Annotated in this window: 14 protein-coding genes; 8 read left to right on the forward strand and 6 right to left on the reverse strand. The window is 63.0% G+C overall.

Annotation, left to right across the window (positions count from 1 at the left end):
* Positions 1-267 precede the first annotated feature (267 nt).
* Together dcp and lepB are read left to right on the forward strand one after the other, a co-directional pair.
* Positions 268-2,436 (forward strand): peptidyl-dipeptidase Dcp, encoded by a 2,169-nt coding sequence (gene dcp / locus ABQU90_RS11365; RefSeq protein WP_323521007.1) that lies wholly within the window; start codon positions 268-270, stop codon positions 2,434-2,436.
* Between the two features lie 473 nt (positions 2,437-2,909).
* Positions 2,910-3,536: a signal peptidase I gene (gene lepB / locus ABQU90_RS11370; RefSeq protein WP_323521008.1), complete on the forward strand. Its 627-nt coding sequence runs from the start codon at positions 2,910-2,912 to the stop codon at positions 3,534-3,536.
* 88 nt (positions 3,537-3,624) lie between these two features.
* On the opposite strand, the gene ABQU90_RS11375 is transcribed toward lepB, so the two are convergent.
* The 3 genes from ABQU90_RS11375 to ABQU90_RS11385 are packed head-to-tail and all read right to left on the reverse strand — an operon-like array spanning position 3,625 to position 5,638.
* Positions 3,625-3,951, reverse strand: coding sequence for an SDR family NAD(P)-dependent oxidoreductase (locus tag ABQU90_RS11375; protein WP_323521009.1), 327 nt, complete (start codon positions 3,949-3,951; stop codon positions 3,625-3,627).
* Positions 3,906-4,574 (reverse strand): SDR family NAD(P)-dependent oxidoreductase, encoded by a 669-nt coding sequence (locus ABQU90_RS11380; protein WP_323521010.1) that lies wholly within the window; start codon positions 4,572-4,574, stop codon positions 3,906-3,908. Before ABQU90_RS11380 ends, ABQU90_RS11375 begins: the two co-directional genes overlap by 46 nt.
* Positions 4,571-5,638: an MBL fold metallo-hydrolase gene (locus ABQU90_RS11385; RefSeq protein WP_311239452.1), complete on the reverse strand. Its 1,068-nt coding sequence runs from the start codon at positions 5,636-5,638 to the stop codon at positions 4,571-4,573. Before ABQU90_RS11385 ends, ABQU90_RS11380 begins: the two co-directional genes overlap by 4 nt.
* Before the next feature lie 98 nt (positions 5,639-5,736).
* On the opposite strand from ABQU90_RS11385, the gene ABQU90_RS11390 reads away from it, so the two are divergent.
* A complete protein-coding gene (locus ABQU90_RS11390) occupies positions 5,737-6,369 on the forward strand; it encodes a TetR/AcrR family transcriptional regulator (RefSeq protein WP_055853661.1) in 633 nt (210 codons plus the stop codon).
* A gap of 378 nt (positions 6,370-6,747) precedes the next feature.
* On the opposite strand, the gene ABQU90_RS11395 is transcribed toward ABQU90_RS11390, so the two are convergent.
* Entirely contained in the window at positions 6,748-7,704 is a 957-nt protein-coding gene (locus ABQU90_RS11395) for a LysR family transcriptional regulator (RefSeq protein WP_055853659.1), read from the reverse strand.
* A gap of 118 nt (positions 7,705-7,822) precedes the next feature.
* Here ABQU90_RS11395 and aceB point away from each other — a divergent pair, with 118 nt between their 5' ends.
* From aceB to ABQU90_RS11415, 4 genes are all read left to right on the forward strand, one after another.
* Positions 7,823-9,439: a malate synthase A gene (aceB, locus tag ABQU90_RS11400; protein ID WP_323521011.1), complete on the forward strand. Its 1,617-nt coding sequence runs from the start codon at positions 7,823-7,825 to the stop codon at positions 9,437-9,439.
* 169 nt (positions 9,440-9,608) lie between these two features.
* Positions 9,609-10,904 (forward strand): isocitrate lyase, encoded by a 1,296-nt coding sequence (aceA, locus tag ABQU90_RS11405; protein WP_055853656.1) that lies wholly within the window; start codon positions 9,609-9,611, stop codon positions 10,902-10,904.
* A 192-nt stretch (positions 10,905-11,096) separates the two neighbouring features.
* Positions 11,097-12,164, forward strand: coding sequence for a GGDEF domain-containing protein (locus tag ABQU90_RS11410; RefSeq protein WP_115552631.1), 1,068 nt, complete (start codon positions 11,097-11,099; stop codon positions 12,162-12,164).
* A 3-nt stretch (positions 12,165-12,167) separates the two neighbouring features.
* Positions 12,168-14,660 (forward strand): putative peptide modification system cyclase, encoded by a 2,493-nt coding sequence (locus ABQU90_RS11415; protein WP_407078723.1) that lies wholly within the window; start codon positions 12,168-12,170, stop codon positions 14,658-14,660.
* Between the two features lie 27 nt (positions 14,661-14,687).
* On the opposite strand, the gene ABQU90_RS11420 is transcribed toward ABQU90_RS11415, so the two are convergent.
* Positions 14,688-14,999, reverse strand: a complete 312-nt coding sequence (locus ABQU90_RS11420) for an NHLP-related RiPP peptide (RefSeq protein ID WP_115526751.1) — start codon at positions 14,997-14,999, stop codon at positions 14,688-14,690.
* On the opposite strand from ABQU90_RS11420, the gene ABQU90_RS11425 reads away from it, so the two are divergent.
* Positions 14,998-16,242, forward strand: a complete 1,245-nt coding sequence (locus ABQU90_RS11425; protein ID WP_323521012.1) for a putative peptide maturation dehydrogenase — start codon at positions 14,998-15,000, stop codon at positions 16,240-16,242. The two genes, ABQU90_RS11420 and ABQU90_RS11425, sit on opposite strands and share 2 nt — an antisense overlap.
* Positions 16,243-16,501: 259 nt before the next feature.
* Here the strand turns inward: ABQU90_RS11425 and ABQU90_RS11430 are convergent, their stop codons facing one another.
* Entirely contained in the window at positions 16,502-18,589 is a 2,088-nt protein-coding gene (locus ABQU90_RS11430; protein WP_323521013.1) for a S9 family peptidase, read from the reverse strand.
* Positions 18,590-18,632 lie beyond the last annotated feature (43 nt).

The following is an 18,632-nucleotide window of genomic DNA, read 5'->3' on the forward strand; positions in this document are numbered from 1 at the left end:
CGGCAATCCTTAATCTGTGAACGAAACGGGATGGCGGTGCCATCCCGTTTCGTTTTTATCGCCAGTCATTCGCTCTCGCCAAGTCATCGGCCATTGCGCATGGGCACTATCGCTGCCCTATCGCCTTCAATGAGGTCATCGCATCTTCTGCAACAGCAAGCGCTGTCCTTAACCCCGCCATGCCGATCAGTTCGGCAGCACATGCTCGATGCCGGAAAAGCTATTAACGTTGCCGGCTGCTGTGATCACTCAGGAATTCCATACTCCATGTCGCGTACCCTCATTCTGGCAGCTGCCATTACCCTGGCGCTCGCTGCCTGTTCCGGAAAAGAAGCGCCGGATACGCAGCCCGCGACCACGACCGGCAATACCGCCACCAGCCAGTCTTCTGTGGCCAGGTCCAATCCGTTGTTGACCGCCAGCACGCTGCCGTTCAAGGCGCCGCCATTCGACAAAATCCAGGACAGCGATTATCTGCCTGCCTTCGAGGAAGGCATGCGTCTAGAGCTTGCGGACGCGCGCAAGATCACCGCCAACCCCGAACCGGCGACCTTCGAAAACACCATCGAAGCATTCGATCGCGGCGGCGAGGTACTGTCGCGCGTGTCGGATATTTTCTCCGGGGTGATCTCTGCCGATACCAATTCGGCACGCGAGAAAATCCAGGAGGAGCTTGGGCCCAAACTGGCGGCGCATAATAATGAAGTTATTCTGGATCCCAAGCTGTTTGCGCGCATCAAGGCGGTGCATGACCAGTCCGATGCGATGAAGCTCAATCCGGAGCAAAAGCGCCTGGTCGAGATCACATACAAAGGGTTCGTCGCATCCGGCGCGCTGTTGTCCGATGCCGACAAGATCACCGTGGGCAAGCTCAATGTTGAGGAAACCACGCTGTCCACGCAATTCCACGCAAAGCTGGTGGCTGCCACGGCCGCCGCTGCGGTGGTTGTGGACGACAAGGCCCGGCTGGCTGGCTTGAGCGAGGGCGATATCGCCGCCGCCGCCGATGCCGCCAAGCAGCGCAAGCTCGACGGCAAGTATCTGTTGACCTTGCAGAACACCACCCAGCAGCCCATTCTCGCCTCGTTGAAGGATCGTGCGTTGCGTGCGCAGATCATGCAGGCTTCGCAGAAGCGCACCGAACAGGGCGATGACAACGACACGCGCAAGGTGGTCCAGCGACTGGCGCAGTTGCGCGCTCAACGCGCCAGGTTGTTGGGCTACGACAGCTATGCCGCTTACGTATTGAACGACCAGATGGCCAAGACCCCGGATGCGGCGTTAAAGCTGCTGACCGACACCGTGCCGGCGGCCACAGCCAAGACGCGCCGCGAAGCAGCCGAGATTCAGAAAGTCATCGATGCCCAGAAGGGCGGTTTCAAGTTGGCCGCTTCCGACTGGGATTTCTATGCCGAGCAGGTACGCAAGGCCAAGTACGATCTGGACGAGTCGCAGATCAAGCCGTATTTCGAACTGGATAACGTGCTGCAGAACGGCGTTTTCTATGCGGCTACCCAGCTCTACGGCATCACCTTCAAGCAGCGCACCGACATTCCCACCTACCATCCGGACGTGAAGGTATACGAGGTGTTTGATGCAGACGGCACCTCGATGGCGCTGTTCTACACCGACTATTTCAAACGCGACAGCAAGTCCGGTGGCGCGTGGATGGGATCATTCGTCGATCAGAGCGGGCTGACCGGTGCCAAGCCGGTGGTCTACAACGTCTGTAACTTCACCAAGCCCGCTGCCGGCCAGCCGGCGTTGCTGAGTTTCGACGACGTCACCACGGTGTTCCATGAGTTCGGCCACGCGCTACACGGCATGTTCTCCAAGGTGACCTACGCGGGGATTTCCGGAACCAAAACGCCGCGCGACTTCAAGGAATTTCCCTCGCAGTTCAACGAGCACTGGGCCTCCGATCCGAAGGTCTTCGCCAACTATGCCAAGCATTATCAAACCGGCGCAGTGATGCCGGCCGAGCTGGTGGAAAAGATCAAGAAGGCCAAGAGCTTCAATAGCGGCTACACGATCACCGAGACCCTGTCGGCATCGCTGCTCGATCTGGCCTGGCACACCCTGCCGGCCGATGCACCCTTGCAGGACGTGGGCCGGTTCGAGACCGATGCGCTCAAGCGCTTCAAGCTGGACATGGCTGACGTGCCGCCGCGGTATCACAGCAGCTATTTCAACCATATCTGGGAGATGGGTTATGCCGCCAGCTATTACGCCTACCTCTGGTCGGAAGTGCTCGACGACGATGCCTTCGAATGGTTCGAGGAAAATGGTGGCTTGAACCGCAAGAACGGCGATATTTTCCGCGCCAAGATCCTCTCACGCGGCAACACTGTCGATTCGGCCACGCTGTACCGCGATTTCCGCGGCAAGGATCCCAGCGTCAAGGCATTTCTGGAAAATCGTGGTTTGACAGAATAAGCGATGCGTTTGGGTGGCTATGTGTGCACAGGTGAGCGCTCGCAGTAGACGAAACGGGATGGCCCTTGTGCCATCCCGTTTGCGTTGGCGCAATCGGGAAGGTGCGGTAAACCTACGGTTGTTGTCGCTGTTGTTTTCACCATTGGCTTCCCAATCCCCATGCCGCAGCGGCAAGTCCGGTCGCGACAACCTGCAGGGCGGCGTGCATGGATGCGCGAGGTTTTTGTAAGGAACATGCACGTCCCTGATAAAAATGTATCCCGCGGATTGCGAACCTGTCGCAGCGCAACGGGCTAAGGACGTGTTTCGTTGTTGCTCGATCGGCCACCGGCTGGTGAAACACGCTTGCTTACTCGCGCAAGTCCCCACACGCAACAACCGGCCTTGCCATGCCTTTCGTCACTTCCACAGCCCATCGCCCAGGCGCATCGTCGAAGCGCCAAGCCGGCTGCTGACCACCCGACAGATCTCCCATGCACCCATCGCATCCCACCTCCCGCCTTCAGCGCGCCGCACGGTGGTCGCGCAAGGAACTGCTGCCGCTGCTGGTCATGCTGGTCTTGCTGACCGCTGCGCGCTCCTCGTTTGCCAATCACTACCAGGTGCCCAGCGGCTCGATGCAGCCGACCTTGCAGCCAGGCGATCGCGTGGTGGTGGATATGCACGCCTACGGCTGGCGATTGCCGCTGAGCAACCGCATCGTCATCGATGGCGACCGACCGCAGCGTGGGGATGTGGCGGTGTTCGATTCGCCGCGCGATGGCACGCGGTTGATCAAGCGGGTGGTGGCCGTGGCAGGCGACCGTGTGGATCTGCGCAATGGGCATTTATCCATCAACGGCCAACCGCTGCAGATCGATGACGAGGGTGAGCGCGAGCGCTTCGGTGCGCGCATTGCGCACCTGAATCTGGATGCCGGCGGTGGGCCGGATCTGCACGATGTCCGCGTGCCGGCCGGCAAGGTATTGGCGGTGGGCGACCACCGCGGCGATAGCCTGGATGGGCGCTATTTCGGTTTTGTCGATGCCTCGGCGGTGTACGGCAAGGCGGTGGCGGTGTATTACCGGCGCGGCGAAGGCCTGGAGTGGAACCGGCTGTAGTCGCCGGCGCGGCAGTGCCCGCACAGCGCGTGCGGGCCTGCAGGCGAACACGCGCAGCCGATGCGCAACCGTCTGCAGCGCGTCGTGATCAGAGCGCCACATCCGCCAGTGTGCACGAGGTCTCCCACAAGCGCGTTGCCACCTGCCGGTCGTGGACCTGGCGGGCGATGGTGGCCGGGCCGGGGGCGCCCTTCAGTTCGAACAGGCCATCCGGGCCGTAATATCCGCCGCCCTGTGCCTGCGGGTCGGTAGCGGCATACAACGTGGGGAGCGCGCCAGCGGCCGCGGAGTGGCTGATGTAAGGCCCCAGCAGCGCGGTCGCTGCACCGATCGCGGTGCGGCGACCACCAGCCGCCGGTCCGTTGGCGATCAGGGCGGTACGCGCCAGACCGGGATGCGCGGCGATGGCGCGCACGCCCCAGCCCCGCGCGTCGCTGCGCGTCGCTGCGCGTCGCTGCGCCGCTGCAGTTCCATGCTGAAAATCAACATCGCCAGCTTGGACTGGCCATACGCCTTCCACGGCCGATACGGGCGTGCGGTCTGCAGATCATCGAAATCGATGCGGGCACTGCGATGCGCCAGACTCGACAGGTTGACCACACGCGGCGCCGCTGCCGCGCGCAGCAACGGCAGCAGCTGCGCGGTCAGCGCGAAATGCCCCAGATAATTGCTGCCGAACTGCAGCTCCATTCCGTCGGCGGTGGTTTGCCGCTGCGGCGGCGCCATCACGCCGGCGTTGTTGATCAGCAGGTCCACCCATTGCTGGCGCGCGCCAAGTCGCTCGGCGAACGCGCGCACCGATGCCAGGTGTGCAAGGTCCAGCGTTTCCACGCGCACCGTGGCGTGCGGATGCACGGCGAGCAGCGCCTGCCGTGCGGCTTCGCCCTTGTCGGCGTTGCGCGCAGTCAGCACCACGCTGGCGCCGGCACCGGCCAACGCCAGCGCGGTCTCATAGCCCAGCCCGCCCACGCTGGCGCCGGTGATGACGGCCACTTTTGCGCGCTGCGGTGGCAGGTCGGCCAGGGTCCAGCCGCTCATTGCGCCAACGCCAGCGTTTCGGGCAGCGTGCGCCACCAGCGCTCGCCGGTGGCCGGGCTGCGTAAATCCACCCGTTCGCCCATGTGCGGGGTGGCCAGCGCGACGTTCGCGTCCGCTGCCAGCGCCACGATGCGTTCCAGCGGCTCGGACCAGACATGCATGGCCAGATCGAAGGTGCCGTTGTGGATCGGCAGCAAGGTGCGGCCGCCGATATCGATAAACGCCTGCAGGCTCTGCTCCGGTTGCATGTGCACGTCAGGCCACATCTGGTCGTAGGCGCCGTTTTCGATCAGCGCCACATCGAACGGCCCCAGACGCTGGCCGATCGTCTTGAAGTGCGGGCCATAGCCGCCGTCGCCGCTGAAGAACACCCGCAGATCGGCGTCCTGGATCGCCCACGAGCACCACAGCGTGCGGTCGCGGTCGAACAGGCCGCGGCCGGAAAAATGCCGCGACGGGGTGGCGGTGAGGGTCAGGCCACCCACGTCCACCGATTGCCACCAATCCAGCTGCCGCACCTTGCCCGGGTCCACGCCCCAGCGCACCAGCAGATCGCCCACGCCCAGCGGCGCGACGAACACGCCGACGCGGTCGGCCAGGGCGCGGATGGTGGCGCGGTCCAGATGGTCGTAGTGGTTGTGCGACAACAGCACGCCGGCCAGCGGCGGCAGGTCGTCCAGCGCGATCGGCGGCGCATGGAAGCGCTTGGGGCCGGCAAACGCGAACGGCGAGGCGCGCTTGGAGAACACCGGGTCGGTCAACCACAGGCCGCCACGCAGTTTCATCAGCACCGTGGAATGGCCCAGCCGGAACAGGCTATGGTCGGGCGCGTCGCGCAGCTGCGCCGCGCTCAGTGGCAGCACCGGCAGCGCCTGCGACGGCACCGTGTGCGCGGGCTTGTTGAACAGCACTTCCCACAGCAGGCGCAGGCCAGCCAACACACCGGGCTGACTCAAGCGGGTGGGCAGCGCGTTGCGGAACCGGCCGTTGCGGAACTGCGGCGAGGCGGCATGCGAAGCGGTAGGTGGCAGGTGGCGGGACTGGGTGAGCACGACGCTATCCATCGTTGGGGGCGGGCGAACCGGCGGTACCGGCGCTTTAGTTACACTACACAGTGTAGTTTTATTTTGGGAATGTAAACTGCTCGGTGTAACATTGCACCATGTCCAGTTCATCCGACGCAGCGCCGGCACCGCAGCGGCTTACCGACCGCAAGCGCCACGCCATTCTCGAAGCGGCCATCGCCGAATTCAGCCAGCACGGGTTCGAGGCCACCAGCATGGACCGCGTGGCCGCGACGGCGGGCGTGTCCAAGCGCACCGTCTACAACCATTTCTCCAGCAAGGACGCGTTGTTCGGCGAGATCCTGCGCGGGCTGTGGCAACGCAGTGCCGAGGCAGTGAGTCTGGTTTATCGCCCCGACCAATCATTGCGCACGCAGTTGACGCAATTGCTGCAGCAAAAGCTGCGGCTGCTCGACGATGCCGCCTTTATCGATCTGTCGCGCGTGGCGATTGCCGAATGCATCCACTCGCCCGAACGCGCGCGCGCCCTGCTGGCGCAACTGGGCAGCAAGGAAGAGGGCACCACCACCTGGCTGCGCGCCGCGCTGGCCGATGGCCGCCTGGCAGCGGTCGATGCGGAATTCGCCTCGCAGCAATTGCAGGCGCTGGTGAAGGGGTTCGCGTTCTGGCCGCAGTTGGCGATGGGGCAGCCGCCGCTGTCGCCCGCCCAGCAAGCGCAGGTGGCCGAGTCGGCGGTGGAGATGTTTCTGGGGCTTTACGGGCGCGAGTAAGTGCCGCAGGCAACACGGCTTCGCGTCCATCGGGCGGCGTGGGCGGTGCCTGCAATCGGCACTGCTGCCCGCACACTTTGGTTCATTCGCGCTATCCGCGCGCATCTGACCAACGCGCTCTAGTTGTTGGTCTTCAGCTGGGCCTGTGCACACAAGCAGGCGTTACCAAACGCGCCTTGTTGTCATCTACGTGAGACTTGCGAGCGCGCACTGCCGAGCTACACGGGGCTCCCGAGTAAGGCCCCGCAACTCATCGCCCGTGCAACGGTTTCGTGTATGCGGTGCCACGGTGTTGGGCAGTATCAGCGTCCGGCACGGTGCGCAGGGGCGTTAAATCAGTTATCGCTGGCCGCATCGCTCGCTGCAAGAGCGATGCTGTTAGCGCTCCGAATCGCCACTCTCGTCATACCCGCGCGGCGTAAACAGATCCGGCTGGATCAATTCGATAAACGCGCGTGCCTGCGGCGACAGATACTTGCCCTTGCGTACCACCACGCCATAGCTGCGGGTGGGGAAGTATTCCTTGAGCGAGCGCGTTGCCAGCTTGTCGCGATCGGCATCGGTCACGCAGATCGCGGTGACGATGGAAATGCCCATGCCCATCGCCACGTACTGCTTGATCACTTCCCAGCCGCCCACTTCCAGCGCCACCGTGTACGGCACACGCGCCTGCTGAAAAATCAGGTCGACCAGGCGATAGGTCACCTGCCGACGTGGTGGCAGGATCAACGGATAGGGCGAGAGATCCTGCAGCGACACCGTGGCCTTGTGCGCCAGCGGGTGATCGGGCGGGGTGATCAACAGCTGCTCGAAGCGATACACCGGGGCGTAGTTGAGGTCGGCCGGCACATCCAGCATCGAGCCGACCGCCAGGTCCACCGCATCCTCGCGCAACAGGTCGGTGCCGTCGGCGCTGATCGCGTTGTGCAGGGTCAGCCGCACATCCGGGTGGCGGGCGCGAAAGTTCGCCACGATGCGCGGCAGCAGATACAGGATGGTGGAACTGTTGGCGGCGATGTTGAGCTCGCCGGCATCCAGCCCGCGCACTTTTTCGCGGAAGCTCGCCTCCAGGCCGTCCAGGCTTTCCACCAGCGGCAGTGCCATGTCGTACAGCAACTGTCCCTCCCGGCTGGGCGCCAGGCGTCGCCCGGAGCGCTCGAACAAGGCCACCCCCAGGTCGCGCTCCAGCGCCTGCAATTGCAACGTCACCGCCGGCTGGCTGACGTATAGCGCCTCAGCAGCCCGTGAGACCGAGCCCAGACGGACCGTCTGACAGAACGCACGCAGCGGCTTGAGGCGGTCGGATTTGTAGGAAAATCGAGGGGTTGGCGCCATGTCGGGCGGGCTTCCAGCGAAAGTATAAGTCCAGCTTATTTACAGCATTGATAAAACTGCTTTGTCAAATAGTTGGTGGGGGCGCACGGTGCAGGTCCGGATGCACAAGGACCTCCACATGTCTGCCACCGCTTTCGCTTCACGTCCCACCGCCCAAGCCACGCCCGGTCTGTCGCTGACCACCCAGGTAGCGGGGCAAGCGGAGCTGCTGCCGCCGGCCGCGCTGGCGCTGCTGGTGTCGCTGCATCGGGCGATCGAGCCTGGCCGCCAGCAGCGTCTGGCCCAGCGACGTGCCCGCCAGGCCGCCTTCGACGCCGGCCAGCTGCCGGACTTCCGTGCCGACACCCGCGCCATCCGCGAGGGCGACTGGCGGGTGGCCGCGCTGCCGGCGGCGCTGCAGGACCGCCGCGTCGAGATCACCGGCCCGACCGATCCGAAGATGGTCATCAACGCACTGAACTCCGGTGCCAAGGTGTTCATGGCCGACTTCGAGGATTCCACCGCGCCGACCTGGCGCAACCTGCTGGCCGGCCAGCGCACCCTAGCCGCCGCCGTGCGCGGCGAGCTGACCTTCGATGCGCCCAATGGCAAGCACTACGCGTTGCGCCCCGAAGCCGAGCGCGCGGTGCTGATTGTGCGCCCGCGCGGTTGGCACCTGGACGAAAAACACGTCCACATCGATGGCCAGCCGCTGGCCGGCGGCCTGTTCGATGCCGCACTGTTCGCCTTTCATAACGGCCGCGCGCTGTTGGCCAAGGACCGCGGCCCGTACCTGTATCTGCCCAAGTTGCAGAGCATGGAAGAAGCTGCGCTGTGGGACACCGCGCTGGCGCATATCGAAGCGATGCTGGGTCTGCCGCATGGGCAAATCAAGGTCACCGTGTTGATCGAAACGCTGCCGGCGGTGTTCGAGATGGACGAGATCCTGCACGCGCTGCGCGAGCGCATCGTCGGGCTCAATTGCGGGCGCTGGGACTACATCTTTTCGTATCTCAAGACCTTTCGTGCGCACCGCGACCGCGTGTTGCCGGAGCGTGGCCAGGTCACCATGACCCAGCCGTTTTTGAAGGCGTATTCGGAACTGCTGATCAAGACCTGTCACCGCCGTGGCGCGCATGCGATGGGCGGGATGGCCGCGCAGATTCCGATCAACCACGACGAGGCCGCCAACGAGCAGGCCATGGCCCGCGTGCGCGCCGACAAGCTGCGCGAGGTCAGCGCCGGCCACGATGGCACCTGGGTGGCGCATCCGGCCTTGATTCCGGTGGCGATGAAACTGTTCGACGAACACATGCCCACCGCGCATCAGCAGCATGTGTTGCGCAACGATGTGCAGGTGACGCGCGACATGTTGATCGCACCGTCCGCCGGTAGCGTCACCCGCGCCGGTTTCGAAGGCAATGTCGAAGTCTGCGTGCGATATCTGGCCGCCTGGCTGGATGGCAACGGTTGCGTGCCGATCCACAACCTGATGGAAGACGCCGCCACCGCCGAAATCAGCCGCGCGCAGCTGTGGCAGTGGCTGCATCACGGCCAGCATCTGGACGACGGCACCGCCATCGATCAACAGCTGTTGCAGGCAACCTTGCGCGCATTGCCGGCACGGTTGGGCACAACCACGGCACTCCCCGGCGCAGCGCGAATCGATGAAGCCATTGCGTTGCTGGAAGAGCTCAGCCGCGCCGATGAACTGGCGGACTTTCTTACCGTGCCGGCGTACCAACTGATCGATTAATCACCGCGTTGCAGCGACACCTCGCATGCTGTCGCTGCACTTCTCACCTCCACGCAGTACACCGCCCGTTGCGCGCATGCGCAACGACGGCCCCGCCATGCCGCATGCCGTGTCATGCACGCCGTTTCTTCCTCGTTCCATCCGTCGTCCCTTTTCAGGAGAACGCAAGATGAGCACCGCACTGCAAAACGCCGAACAACTGCAGCAGGACTGGACCACCAACCCGCGCTGGACCGGCATCACCCGCAACTACACCGCCGCCGATGTGGTGCGCCTGCGCGGCACCGTGCATGTGGAGCATTCGTTGGCGCGCTTGGGCGCGGACAAATTGTGGACTTCATTGCACGCCACCCCGTTCGTCAACGCCCTGGGCGCGTTGACCGGCAACCAGGCGATGCAGCAGGTCAAGGCCGGCTTGAAGGCGATCTACCTGAGCGGCTGGCAGGTGGCAGCCGATGCCAACCTGGCCGGGCAGATGTATCCGGATCAGTCGTTGTACCCGGCCGATTCGGTGCCGGCGGTGGTCAAGCGCATCAACAACACCTTGCTGCGCGCAGATCAACTGCATCATGCCGAAGGTAACGACACTATCGACTTCCTGCAGCCCATCGTGGCCGATGCCGAAGCCGGTTTTGGCGGCGTGCTCAACGCCTTCGAGCTGATGAAGGCGATGATCGAAGCCGGCGCTGCCGGCGTGCATTTCGAAGATCAGCTGGCATCGGTCAAGAAGTGCGGCCACATGGGTGGCAAGGTGCTGGTGCCCACGCGCGAAGCCATCGAAAAATTGAACGCCGCGCGCCTGGCCGCCGATGTCTTGGGTGTGCCGACGCTGCTGATTGCACGCACCGACGCAGAAGCGGCCGATCTGATCACCAGCGACGTGGATGCCAACGATCAGCCGTTCACTACCGGTGAGCGCACCGTCGAAGGTTTCTTCAAAACCCGCAACGGGCTGGATCAAGCCATCAGCCGCGGGTTGGCGTACGCACCGTATGCGGATCTGATCTGGTGCGAGACCGGCAAGCCGGATCTGGAATTCGCGCGTGCATTTGCACAGGCCATCCATGCCAAGTTTCCAGGCAAGTTGCTGGCCTATAACTGCTCGCCCAGCTTCAACTGGAAGAAGAATCTCGACGATGCCACCATTGCCAAATTCCAGACCGAGCTGGCGAGCTATGGCTATAAATTCCAGTTCATCACCCTGGCTGGTTTCCATGCACTCAACTACGGCATGTTCCACCTGGCGCACGGCTATGCGCGTCGCCAGATGAGCGCCTTCGTCGAGTTGCAACAAGCCGAATTCGATGCGGCGGAAATGGGCTTCACTGCGGTCAAGCATCAACGCGAAGTGGGCACCGGCTACTTCGATGCGGTGACGCAGGCGATCCAGCAGGGGCAGTCGTCCACCACCGCGCTGCGCGGCTCTACCGAAGAAGAACAGTTTCACGGCGAGAAGGCGGCCTAGCCTGCAGCGGGCTGCCCACGTTTCGCCACCCCGGGAGGGGGAAGGGCTCGGGAAACCGGGCCCTTTTTTTTTAAGCAGTACCCGACAATTCGTCTCTTTTGTAATGAGAACAAGTGTGATCTGGTGCTGAACAAGGGGGTCCTGTAGGATTTGTCCATGGGCTAACGTTGCAGGCCGGCCTAAGGAAACAGGATGACTTGCCACAACACCGCAGGCGCAGTCGAGCCGACGGGCAGCGTCGCCAAGACGCTCTCGGACGGGCTGCATGCGTTGATGACCGCTGACGAACTGGCGTTTTTCGCCCGTTTCGGCCGTACCCGTGAGCTTGCGGCAGGCCAGGCGCTGTTCGAGCGCGGTGCGATCGGCACGCAGATGTTCATCGTGGTGAGTGGCCAGATCGACCTGGATTTCGGCGAGGATCTGATGCTCAAGCATCTGGGCCCGGGCGAATTTTTTGGCGAACTCGGCCTGCTGATCGGCGATCACGCGCGTAGTGCCGGTGCCAGCGCATCCATGGACAGCCGCCTGATCGAACTGGCGCATGACGATTTTCAGCGCCTGGTCGACCACGACCCTTCGATGGTGGCGCATTTCCTGCGTCGCTCCATCGTGCGCGTGGTCAACAACGAGCAGTTGCTGATCCGCCAGCTGCGCCGTCGCAACCACGATCTGGAAGCGGCGCTGGATAATCTCTACGTCACCTCGCATCAGCTCAACCACACCGAAGAACTCAGCCGTACCGACGAGCTGACCGGGTTGCACAACCGGCGCGGTCTGGCGCTGTATCTGCAGGAATGCCGACGTGCCGGCAACGTGCCGGGCGTCGGCCTGATCCTGATCGACTGCGACCGCTTCAAGCGCATCAACGACGAGTTCGGTCATCTTGCCGGCGACCGCGTGTTGCAGAACGTGGCGCATGCGTTGCGTTCGGTCATCGCCGAAGGTGACCTTGCCTGCCGTCTCGGCGGCGACGAATTCTGCGTGCTGGTTGCACAAGGCACCCCGGAACTGGTGCACCACATTGGCGAGTGCATCGTGCGCGCGGTGGAGGCGCGCCTGTGCAACGGCCAGAGCGAGCAGGGCTGCTCGGTGAGCGTCGGCCTGTGCATGATCGATGCCGATGCGGCCTGGAACGACTGGTACACGCTCGCCGACAGCGCGCTGTACGAAGCCAAGCGCCAGGGCGGCAATGTGTTGGCCATGCACGAAGCGCTTGCACCGCTTCCATCCGGTAGCACGCTTGCACCGGGGCATCGCTAAGGCATGAGCGCCCGCACCCACGCACGCAAGGACGCGTCGTCGGAGGCGATGCAGGCGCCGCGTCTGCGAACCCTATTGCTAACCGACCTGTGCGATTCGACCGCACTGGTCGAACGCATCGGCGACAACGCCGCCGCCGCGCTGTTTCGCGAACACGATCGGTTGGTGGTCAAGCTGCAGCAGCAGTGGCGCGGCCGCCTGATCGACCGCTCCGACGGCTTGCTGCTGTTGTTCGACCGCCCGATCGACGGGTTGGGCTTTGCGCTGGATTACGCGCGTGGGCTCAAAGCAATGAGCGATGCCCACGCCCTTATTCTGTGTGCGCGCCAAGGCCTGCATGTCGGCGAAGTGCTGACCTGGCGCAACAGCGACGAGGCGGTGAGCATCGGCGCCAAACCGCTGGAAGTCGAAGGCCTGGCCAAACCGACGGCCGCACGCCTGATGTCGATGGCGCGGCCTGGGCAGATCCTGATCTCGGCCGTGGCCGAATCGCTGACGCACCGCGCCGCGCGCGAACTGGGCGAGCGGGTCGAGCGCATCCTGTGGAAATCCCACGGCCGCTGGCGCTTCAAAGGCGTGCCCACGCCGATGGAAATCTACGAGGTCGGCGAAGTCGGCCTGACCCCGCTGCGCACCCCGAAAAACTCCGCCAAGGCGTGGCGCGATGTGCCGTTGTGGCGCCGGCCGGCGGCGTTGGCGACGGAGGTCGCATTGATCGTGCTGACCGCCGGCATCTTGTGGGTCATCGGTCGTCCGGAGCCTGCCATCGCTTTTGCCGAACGTGATTGGGTGGTGGTCGGCGACCTGCACAACCTCACCGACAGCACCGTACTGGATGACCCGTTGCAGCAGGCGTTACGGCTCAGTCTCCAGCAGTCCAAGCACGTCAACCTCGTGTCCGAGAAACGCGCGCACGACATGCTGGAACTGATGAAGCAGAGTGATCGTGCCAAGATCGATCGTGCGTTGGGTGCGCAAATCGCCCTGCGCTCGGGCGCCAAAGCCTTGATATTGCCCAGCGTGGCGGATGTCGGCGGAAATCTCCGGGTCACCGTCGAAGTGATCGATCCTGTCACGCAGGCGACGATCTACATGTATCACTCGGAGGGCCGCGGCCAGCGCTCTTTGCTGTCTTCCATTGACGCAGTCAGCTCCAATCTGCGTGCAGGACTTGGCGAAACGCTAGCGTCGATCAAGGTGAATTCTGCACCGTTGCCGCGCGTGTCCACTGCAAACATGGATGCATTGAACGCGTACGCCCTGGCGCAGCGCGAATTTGGCACCGGGCATTATCGGCGTGCACGTGACTATTACATGAGGGCCGTGGAGCTTGACCCGACATTTGCACTGGCCAATGTCGGCGTCGCGCGCTGTAATTATTACTTGGAAGAACCACTCCTCGGATTGCCTTATCTGGAAAAAGCCCTCAGCTTTCGAGAAAAGCTTCCTCCGCGCGAGCAGGTCTACCTGGACGCGTGGTACGCACAGATCAAGGATCCAATAAACGCATACGAGAAATGGATGCAGATGGCCAATCTGTATCCGGATGATTTCGCTGCGGCCGAGAATACGGCGTACGCGCTGGAAGCGCGCAATCGCTACAGCGAGGCGCTTGTCTATGCCAAGAGTGCGGCATCGTCGCGCTACGAATACGATCCGTTGGCATTGGAGCTTCTCGGTCGGATGCAGTTGGCGTTGGGAAAAAAGAAGGAAGCACTGGCAGCATTTCGCTCGGCAAGAGCGTCAGGTCTGGCATCGGCTGCAGTCTGGGAAGCGGTCACCCTGGCGGTGATGGGAGATTTTCCGGCTGCGCATGCCATCTGGCCGGACGAGAAACGCCTGGATGTCGCCTATTTCGATCAGGTCTCCATCTATATCGATGAAGGGCGCAGCGACAAGGCGCTTCCAGAAATACAGCGTCTTTCCAACGGGATAGAGCACACGTCGACACGCTATCGGCAATCGGTCGTCGCCATGGCCGCAGCGCAGTATGCGCAGGGACAGCATGCCGAGGTCCTGGCGACGATCAAGGCGACGGTTCCTGAGGCGTTGGCGAGTATCTCAACAAGCGCGGATGGTTTCAGCCAGCGCTCCAATGCCGTGGTCGCCGCTTCCTTGGCATTGTTAGGGCAACGCCTGGGGCACGCGGCAACGGCCAAGGCGGTCTTGCAGACCCTCATGGCCAAGCCGGAGCTGGCCAAGATGCCCTCTGTGGCCGAGCTGGTCTTGCTGCTGCAGGCACGGACGGCGCTCCTTGAGGGGCGCGCCAGCGAGGCCGTCCAGCTGCTCAAGCCGCGTCTGGATGGTACTGAGGCGTACCAGTATCACGTCGTCCTGAAAGAGGCGTACACGTCTTTGAACGATCAACGTTCTGCGGCAAACGAATCCAGATGGCTGAAAAACGCGCATGGGCGCGCTTATGCCGAGTTCGGCGGCTGTGGGTGGTGCCAGCAGCCGATGAATGTCTTCGATGCCATGAAGGCTGGCGGCAAATGAACCAGGATGTCATTTGCCGCAGCACGATTACTTCTTGAGCTGGGGCGTCGATCCCGAGGGAACATTGAGTCGAATCGGCTGCATATTGACCGACGACGTCAGGCTGACGTGGATGTCGTCGCGTGCCTGTGCGATGGAAGCCTTGTCGGCCAGGGTTTCTACCTTGAGTTGAGCGGCGAGCAGTGCTGCATCCTCGGGGGGGTGGCCGACCTGCACCAGTGCGGCCTTCGGGTCGTTCTTGAACAGATCGCGGAATCCATCATCGGTTGCCAGAAGATCCAGCAGCCTGTGCGCGGTGTCCGGTTGTAGCGGGGCAGGGCCTTTCTCGTTCTCGTTCATGCTCTTCAATGGTAGGGAGGTCTTCAAGAAATCTAAGTCCAGACCGCTAGAAGATCAATCTAAAGATGAGTTCAAGAACATGCGGGTAAGGCGTTGTGCGGTTGTCTATCTCGAGCCTAGAGAGTCTGTTGCAATTGATCTTGTCGATTTATGCGCAGGAGGTGCCGGTGCCTCGCGCGCATTACGCTGGGTGGCGCTTGCGCCGCATCTGGATGCGGAGTGTGTGCTGACCGAAGCGGAAGCGCTTGTGTTGGGCCGGGTGAGTCCGAGCAACTGGCAAGACGCCACGACCATTAAAGACCTATCTGTTGTGCGATCGCTGTTGGACAAGGGTCTGCTACTAGAAGACAGCGAACAGACGCATCCGGCACAGCAGCGCGATACCGTACAGCGCCACAGCCAGTGGCATCCACTCGCAGCGACCTATCACGCCTTTACCCGTTGGAATGATGTCGACTCAGCGCGGGCAGCCAAGGACGCAGGCGCGGACACTGCAAGCGCATTGCTGCGGACCTTCGGCCCGCCGCCGCCCGAGCAGGTGCGACGGGGAACGATCGATGCAATTTACCTCGCACGCGCCCAGGACCACGGCTACCTGGACACAGTGCTACGGCGTCGTACCACCTGCAGAAATTTCGAAACCGATGCGCACATGGATGCTGCGGTGTTTGCGCGGATCATCGAGCGAACCTTCGCTGCAAATGCAGTGCTGGAGGCCGATCCGGAAACCGTGTTTCTCAAGCGCTCAAGTCCGTCGGGTGGCGGCCTGCATCCGTTGGACGCGTATCTATTGATCCGCAACGTGTCGGGTATTGCGGATGGGATTTACCATTATCTTCCCGTCGATCATGCCCTGGAGCCGCTTGGTGTGGAGGTGGACAATCTGCAGGATGTCGCGCTGACTCTACTGGCAGGGCAGGACTGGTTCGCCAATGCGCAGGTGATCGTGGCGCTCTGTCCGCGTTACTACCGCAATTTCTGGAAGTACCGCATGCATGCAAAGGCGTATCGCGCGCTTGCGCTGGAAGCAGGCCATTTTTCGCAAACGCTGTACATGGCAGCCACAGATGTGGGCTTGGGTGCATTCGTCACCTGCGCGATCAATGAAGTCCAGATCGAAGCATTGCTCGGCCTGGAGCCGATCATGGAAGGTGTTGTGGCGCTGTGCGGCTTCGGTGTGCGCGGCGATAGCATGCAAACCATGGAGCTTGATCCCAACAACGAAGTCTGGGCGTCGAGCTAGCCGACAATTCTTGCGTGATCGGCTGCCGGGTTGGGCGCCGCCGTCATGCCAAGCGCGCGTACATGTCGATGCCGAAAACGGTGGGCTATCCCGCGCACTGCGCGGGTGGCCCCATCGTGGGATCACGGCATTTGTTGTGGAGTGATGGCGTTCGGTCGATGTGCCGCACTGCGCATTGCGCTCGGTGGATAGCCGCTGAGCGCAATGCGATCAGTATCCGCAGATACATTCAGCCGACTCCGGCTGCACCACCGGATACCTACTTCCGAATCGCCTGCGTATGCGTCTTCAGCGCATCGCTCAGGCCGGTGACTTTGTCGGCACCTTCCGGGACGGTGAGGCTGGAGCCTTCGAAGTCCGCGCCGATCGGTTGCGCGCGGCCGCCCAGGCACTGGCTCAGGAACCCTTCGGTCACCGCGTTGAAGGCCTTGCTGTTTTCTGGGCGCCTGAAGCCGTGGCCTTCGTCGGGGAACAGCACGTAGGTCACCGGGATGTTCTTGGCCTTCATCGCGTTGACGATCTGGTCGCTTTCGGCCTGCTTGACGCGTGGGTCGTTGGCGCCCTGGCCGATCAGCAACGGCTTGCTGATCTTGTCGACATGGGTCAGCGGTGAGCGTTCGGTCAGCCATTGTTTGCCGGCTTCGGTGGCCGGGTCGCCCATGCGCTTGGTCAGTTGCTTGTAGAGGCTGGCCCAGTACGGTGGCACGGTACCGAGCAGCGTATTGAGATTGGCCGGCCCGACGATGTCCACGCCGCACTTGAATGCGTCCGGCGTGAAGGTCATGCCCACCAGCGTGGCGTATCCACCGTAGCTGCCGCCCATGATGGCGACCTGGTCGGGCTTGGTGACGCCCTGCTTGACCGCCCACTGCACCGCATCGAGTAGATCGTCGTGCATCTTGGCGGCCCACTCGCCGTTACCGGCATTGGTGAAGGCCTTGCCGAAGCCGGTAGAGCCGCGGAAATTCACCGACAGCACCGCGTAGCCGCGATTGGCCAGCCATTGTTCGTAAGGGCCGTAGCCATAGCTGTCGCGCGCCCACGGGCCGCCATGCACGAACAGCACCAACGGCACCGGTTTGTCGGCCTTGCCGTCGTGGTTGGCGTCGGCCTCGGCGGGGAGCGTGAGGTAGCTGACCAGGGTGAGGCCATCGCGCGCGGTCAGTGCCTGCGGCCACATCGGCACCAGCGGCTTGCCGTCGAGTGCGGGGCGGGCGGAGAACAGTTTGCTCAGCTTGCCGCCGTCGGCGCGATCGTAGCGGTAGTACGTGGTCGGCGTTTCCGCAGCCGAGTAGGCCACAATCCAGTTGCGGTCATCGAGCGTGCGTGCGGAGACCTCGGCATCGCCGGTGCCGAGCGACTTGAGTTTCTGCAGGTCGGCAGCGATCCTGGTATCCAGCGCCTTCCATTCTTCGCGTAGATAATCGGTGGAGACCGCCTGTACCACGCCGGTCTTGGGGTCGCTCAAGATTTTGCCGACGTCGACCTTCGGGTTTTCGAACAGCAGCGTGCGTGCATTGCTGGCGGTGTCGATGGCATACAGCGCAGCGGTATCGCGGCTGCGCGAATCCTGCATGTACAGCGTCTTGCCGTCGTCGGTCAGTCCTTGCGGCGAGGTGTTGGTGACATCCTCGAACGGAATGCGGTCCACGCTCTTCCACGCCTTGCCATCGGGCACCAGCAACTCACTGCCGGCATCGTCGGTGGCACGGGTGGCATAGCGCAGCTGGTAGTCGCCGTCGAGCAGATAGGTGCCCAGGCTGTCGGTGTTCTTCTGCACCAGGGTGCGTTTACCCGATGCCAGATCGACCCGATACAGGTCGTGCCACTTGGCGTCGCGGTCGTTCATGCCGACCATGATCGACTCAGGGTGGTGTGCGCTGATCCTGACCACCTCGGCATTGGTTTTCTGGAACGGGGTGAGGTCCTTGCTGCTGCCATCGCTCAGGTTGACCGAGAACAGATGGAAATCCTCGTCGCCGCCGTTATCGCGCAGGTACAACAAGGTGTCGGTGTGATGGGTCCAGAAATAGCTGCGGATGCCGCGTGCGGTGTCCTTGGTGATCGCGCGTGCCTGATCCGGTGCATCCACCGGCGCGACCCAGACGTTGAGCACGCCGTCCAGCGGGGCCACCCAACTCAGGTACTTGCCGTCCGGACTGATGCTGACGTTCGCCCGCTCGGGATTGCCGAACAGCGCGTCGCGGGTGATCAGTTCCGGCGGCGCCGCCGGTGCAGGCGTGGCAGCCGGCGTCGGGGTTGCCGCAGTGCTGTCGGCCGGTGCGGTCTTGTCGCTGCAGGCGGACAAGGCCAGCAGCATGCTGGAAACGAGAAGCAGGCGTTGCATGAAAGTCTCCGGTTGGGGTCGCGGCCAATCCAGCCGATACTGC

This window comes from Xanthomonas sp. WHRI 10207 (assembly GCF_040202975.1).
GTDB lineage: Bacteria > Pseudomonadota > Gammaproteobacteria > Xanthomonadales > Xanthomonadaceae > Xanthomonas.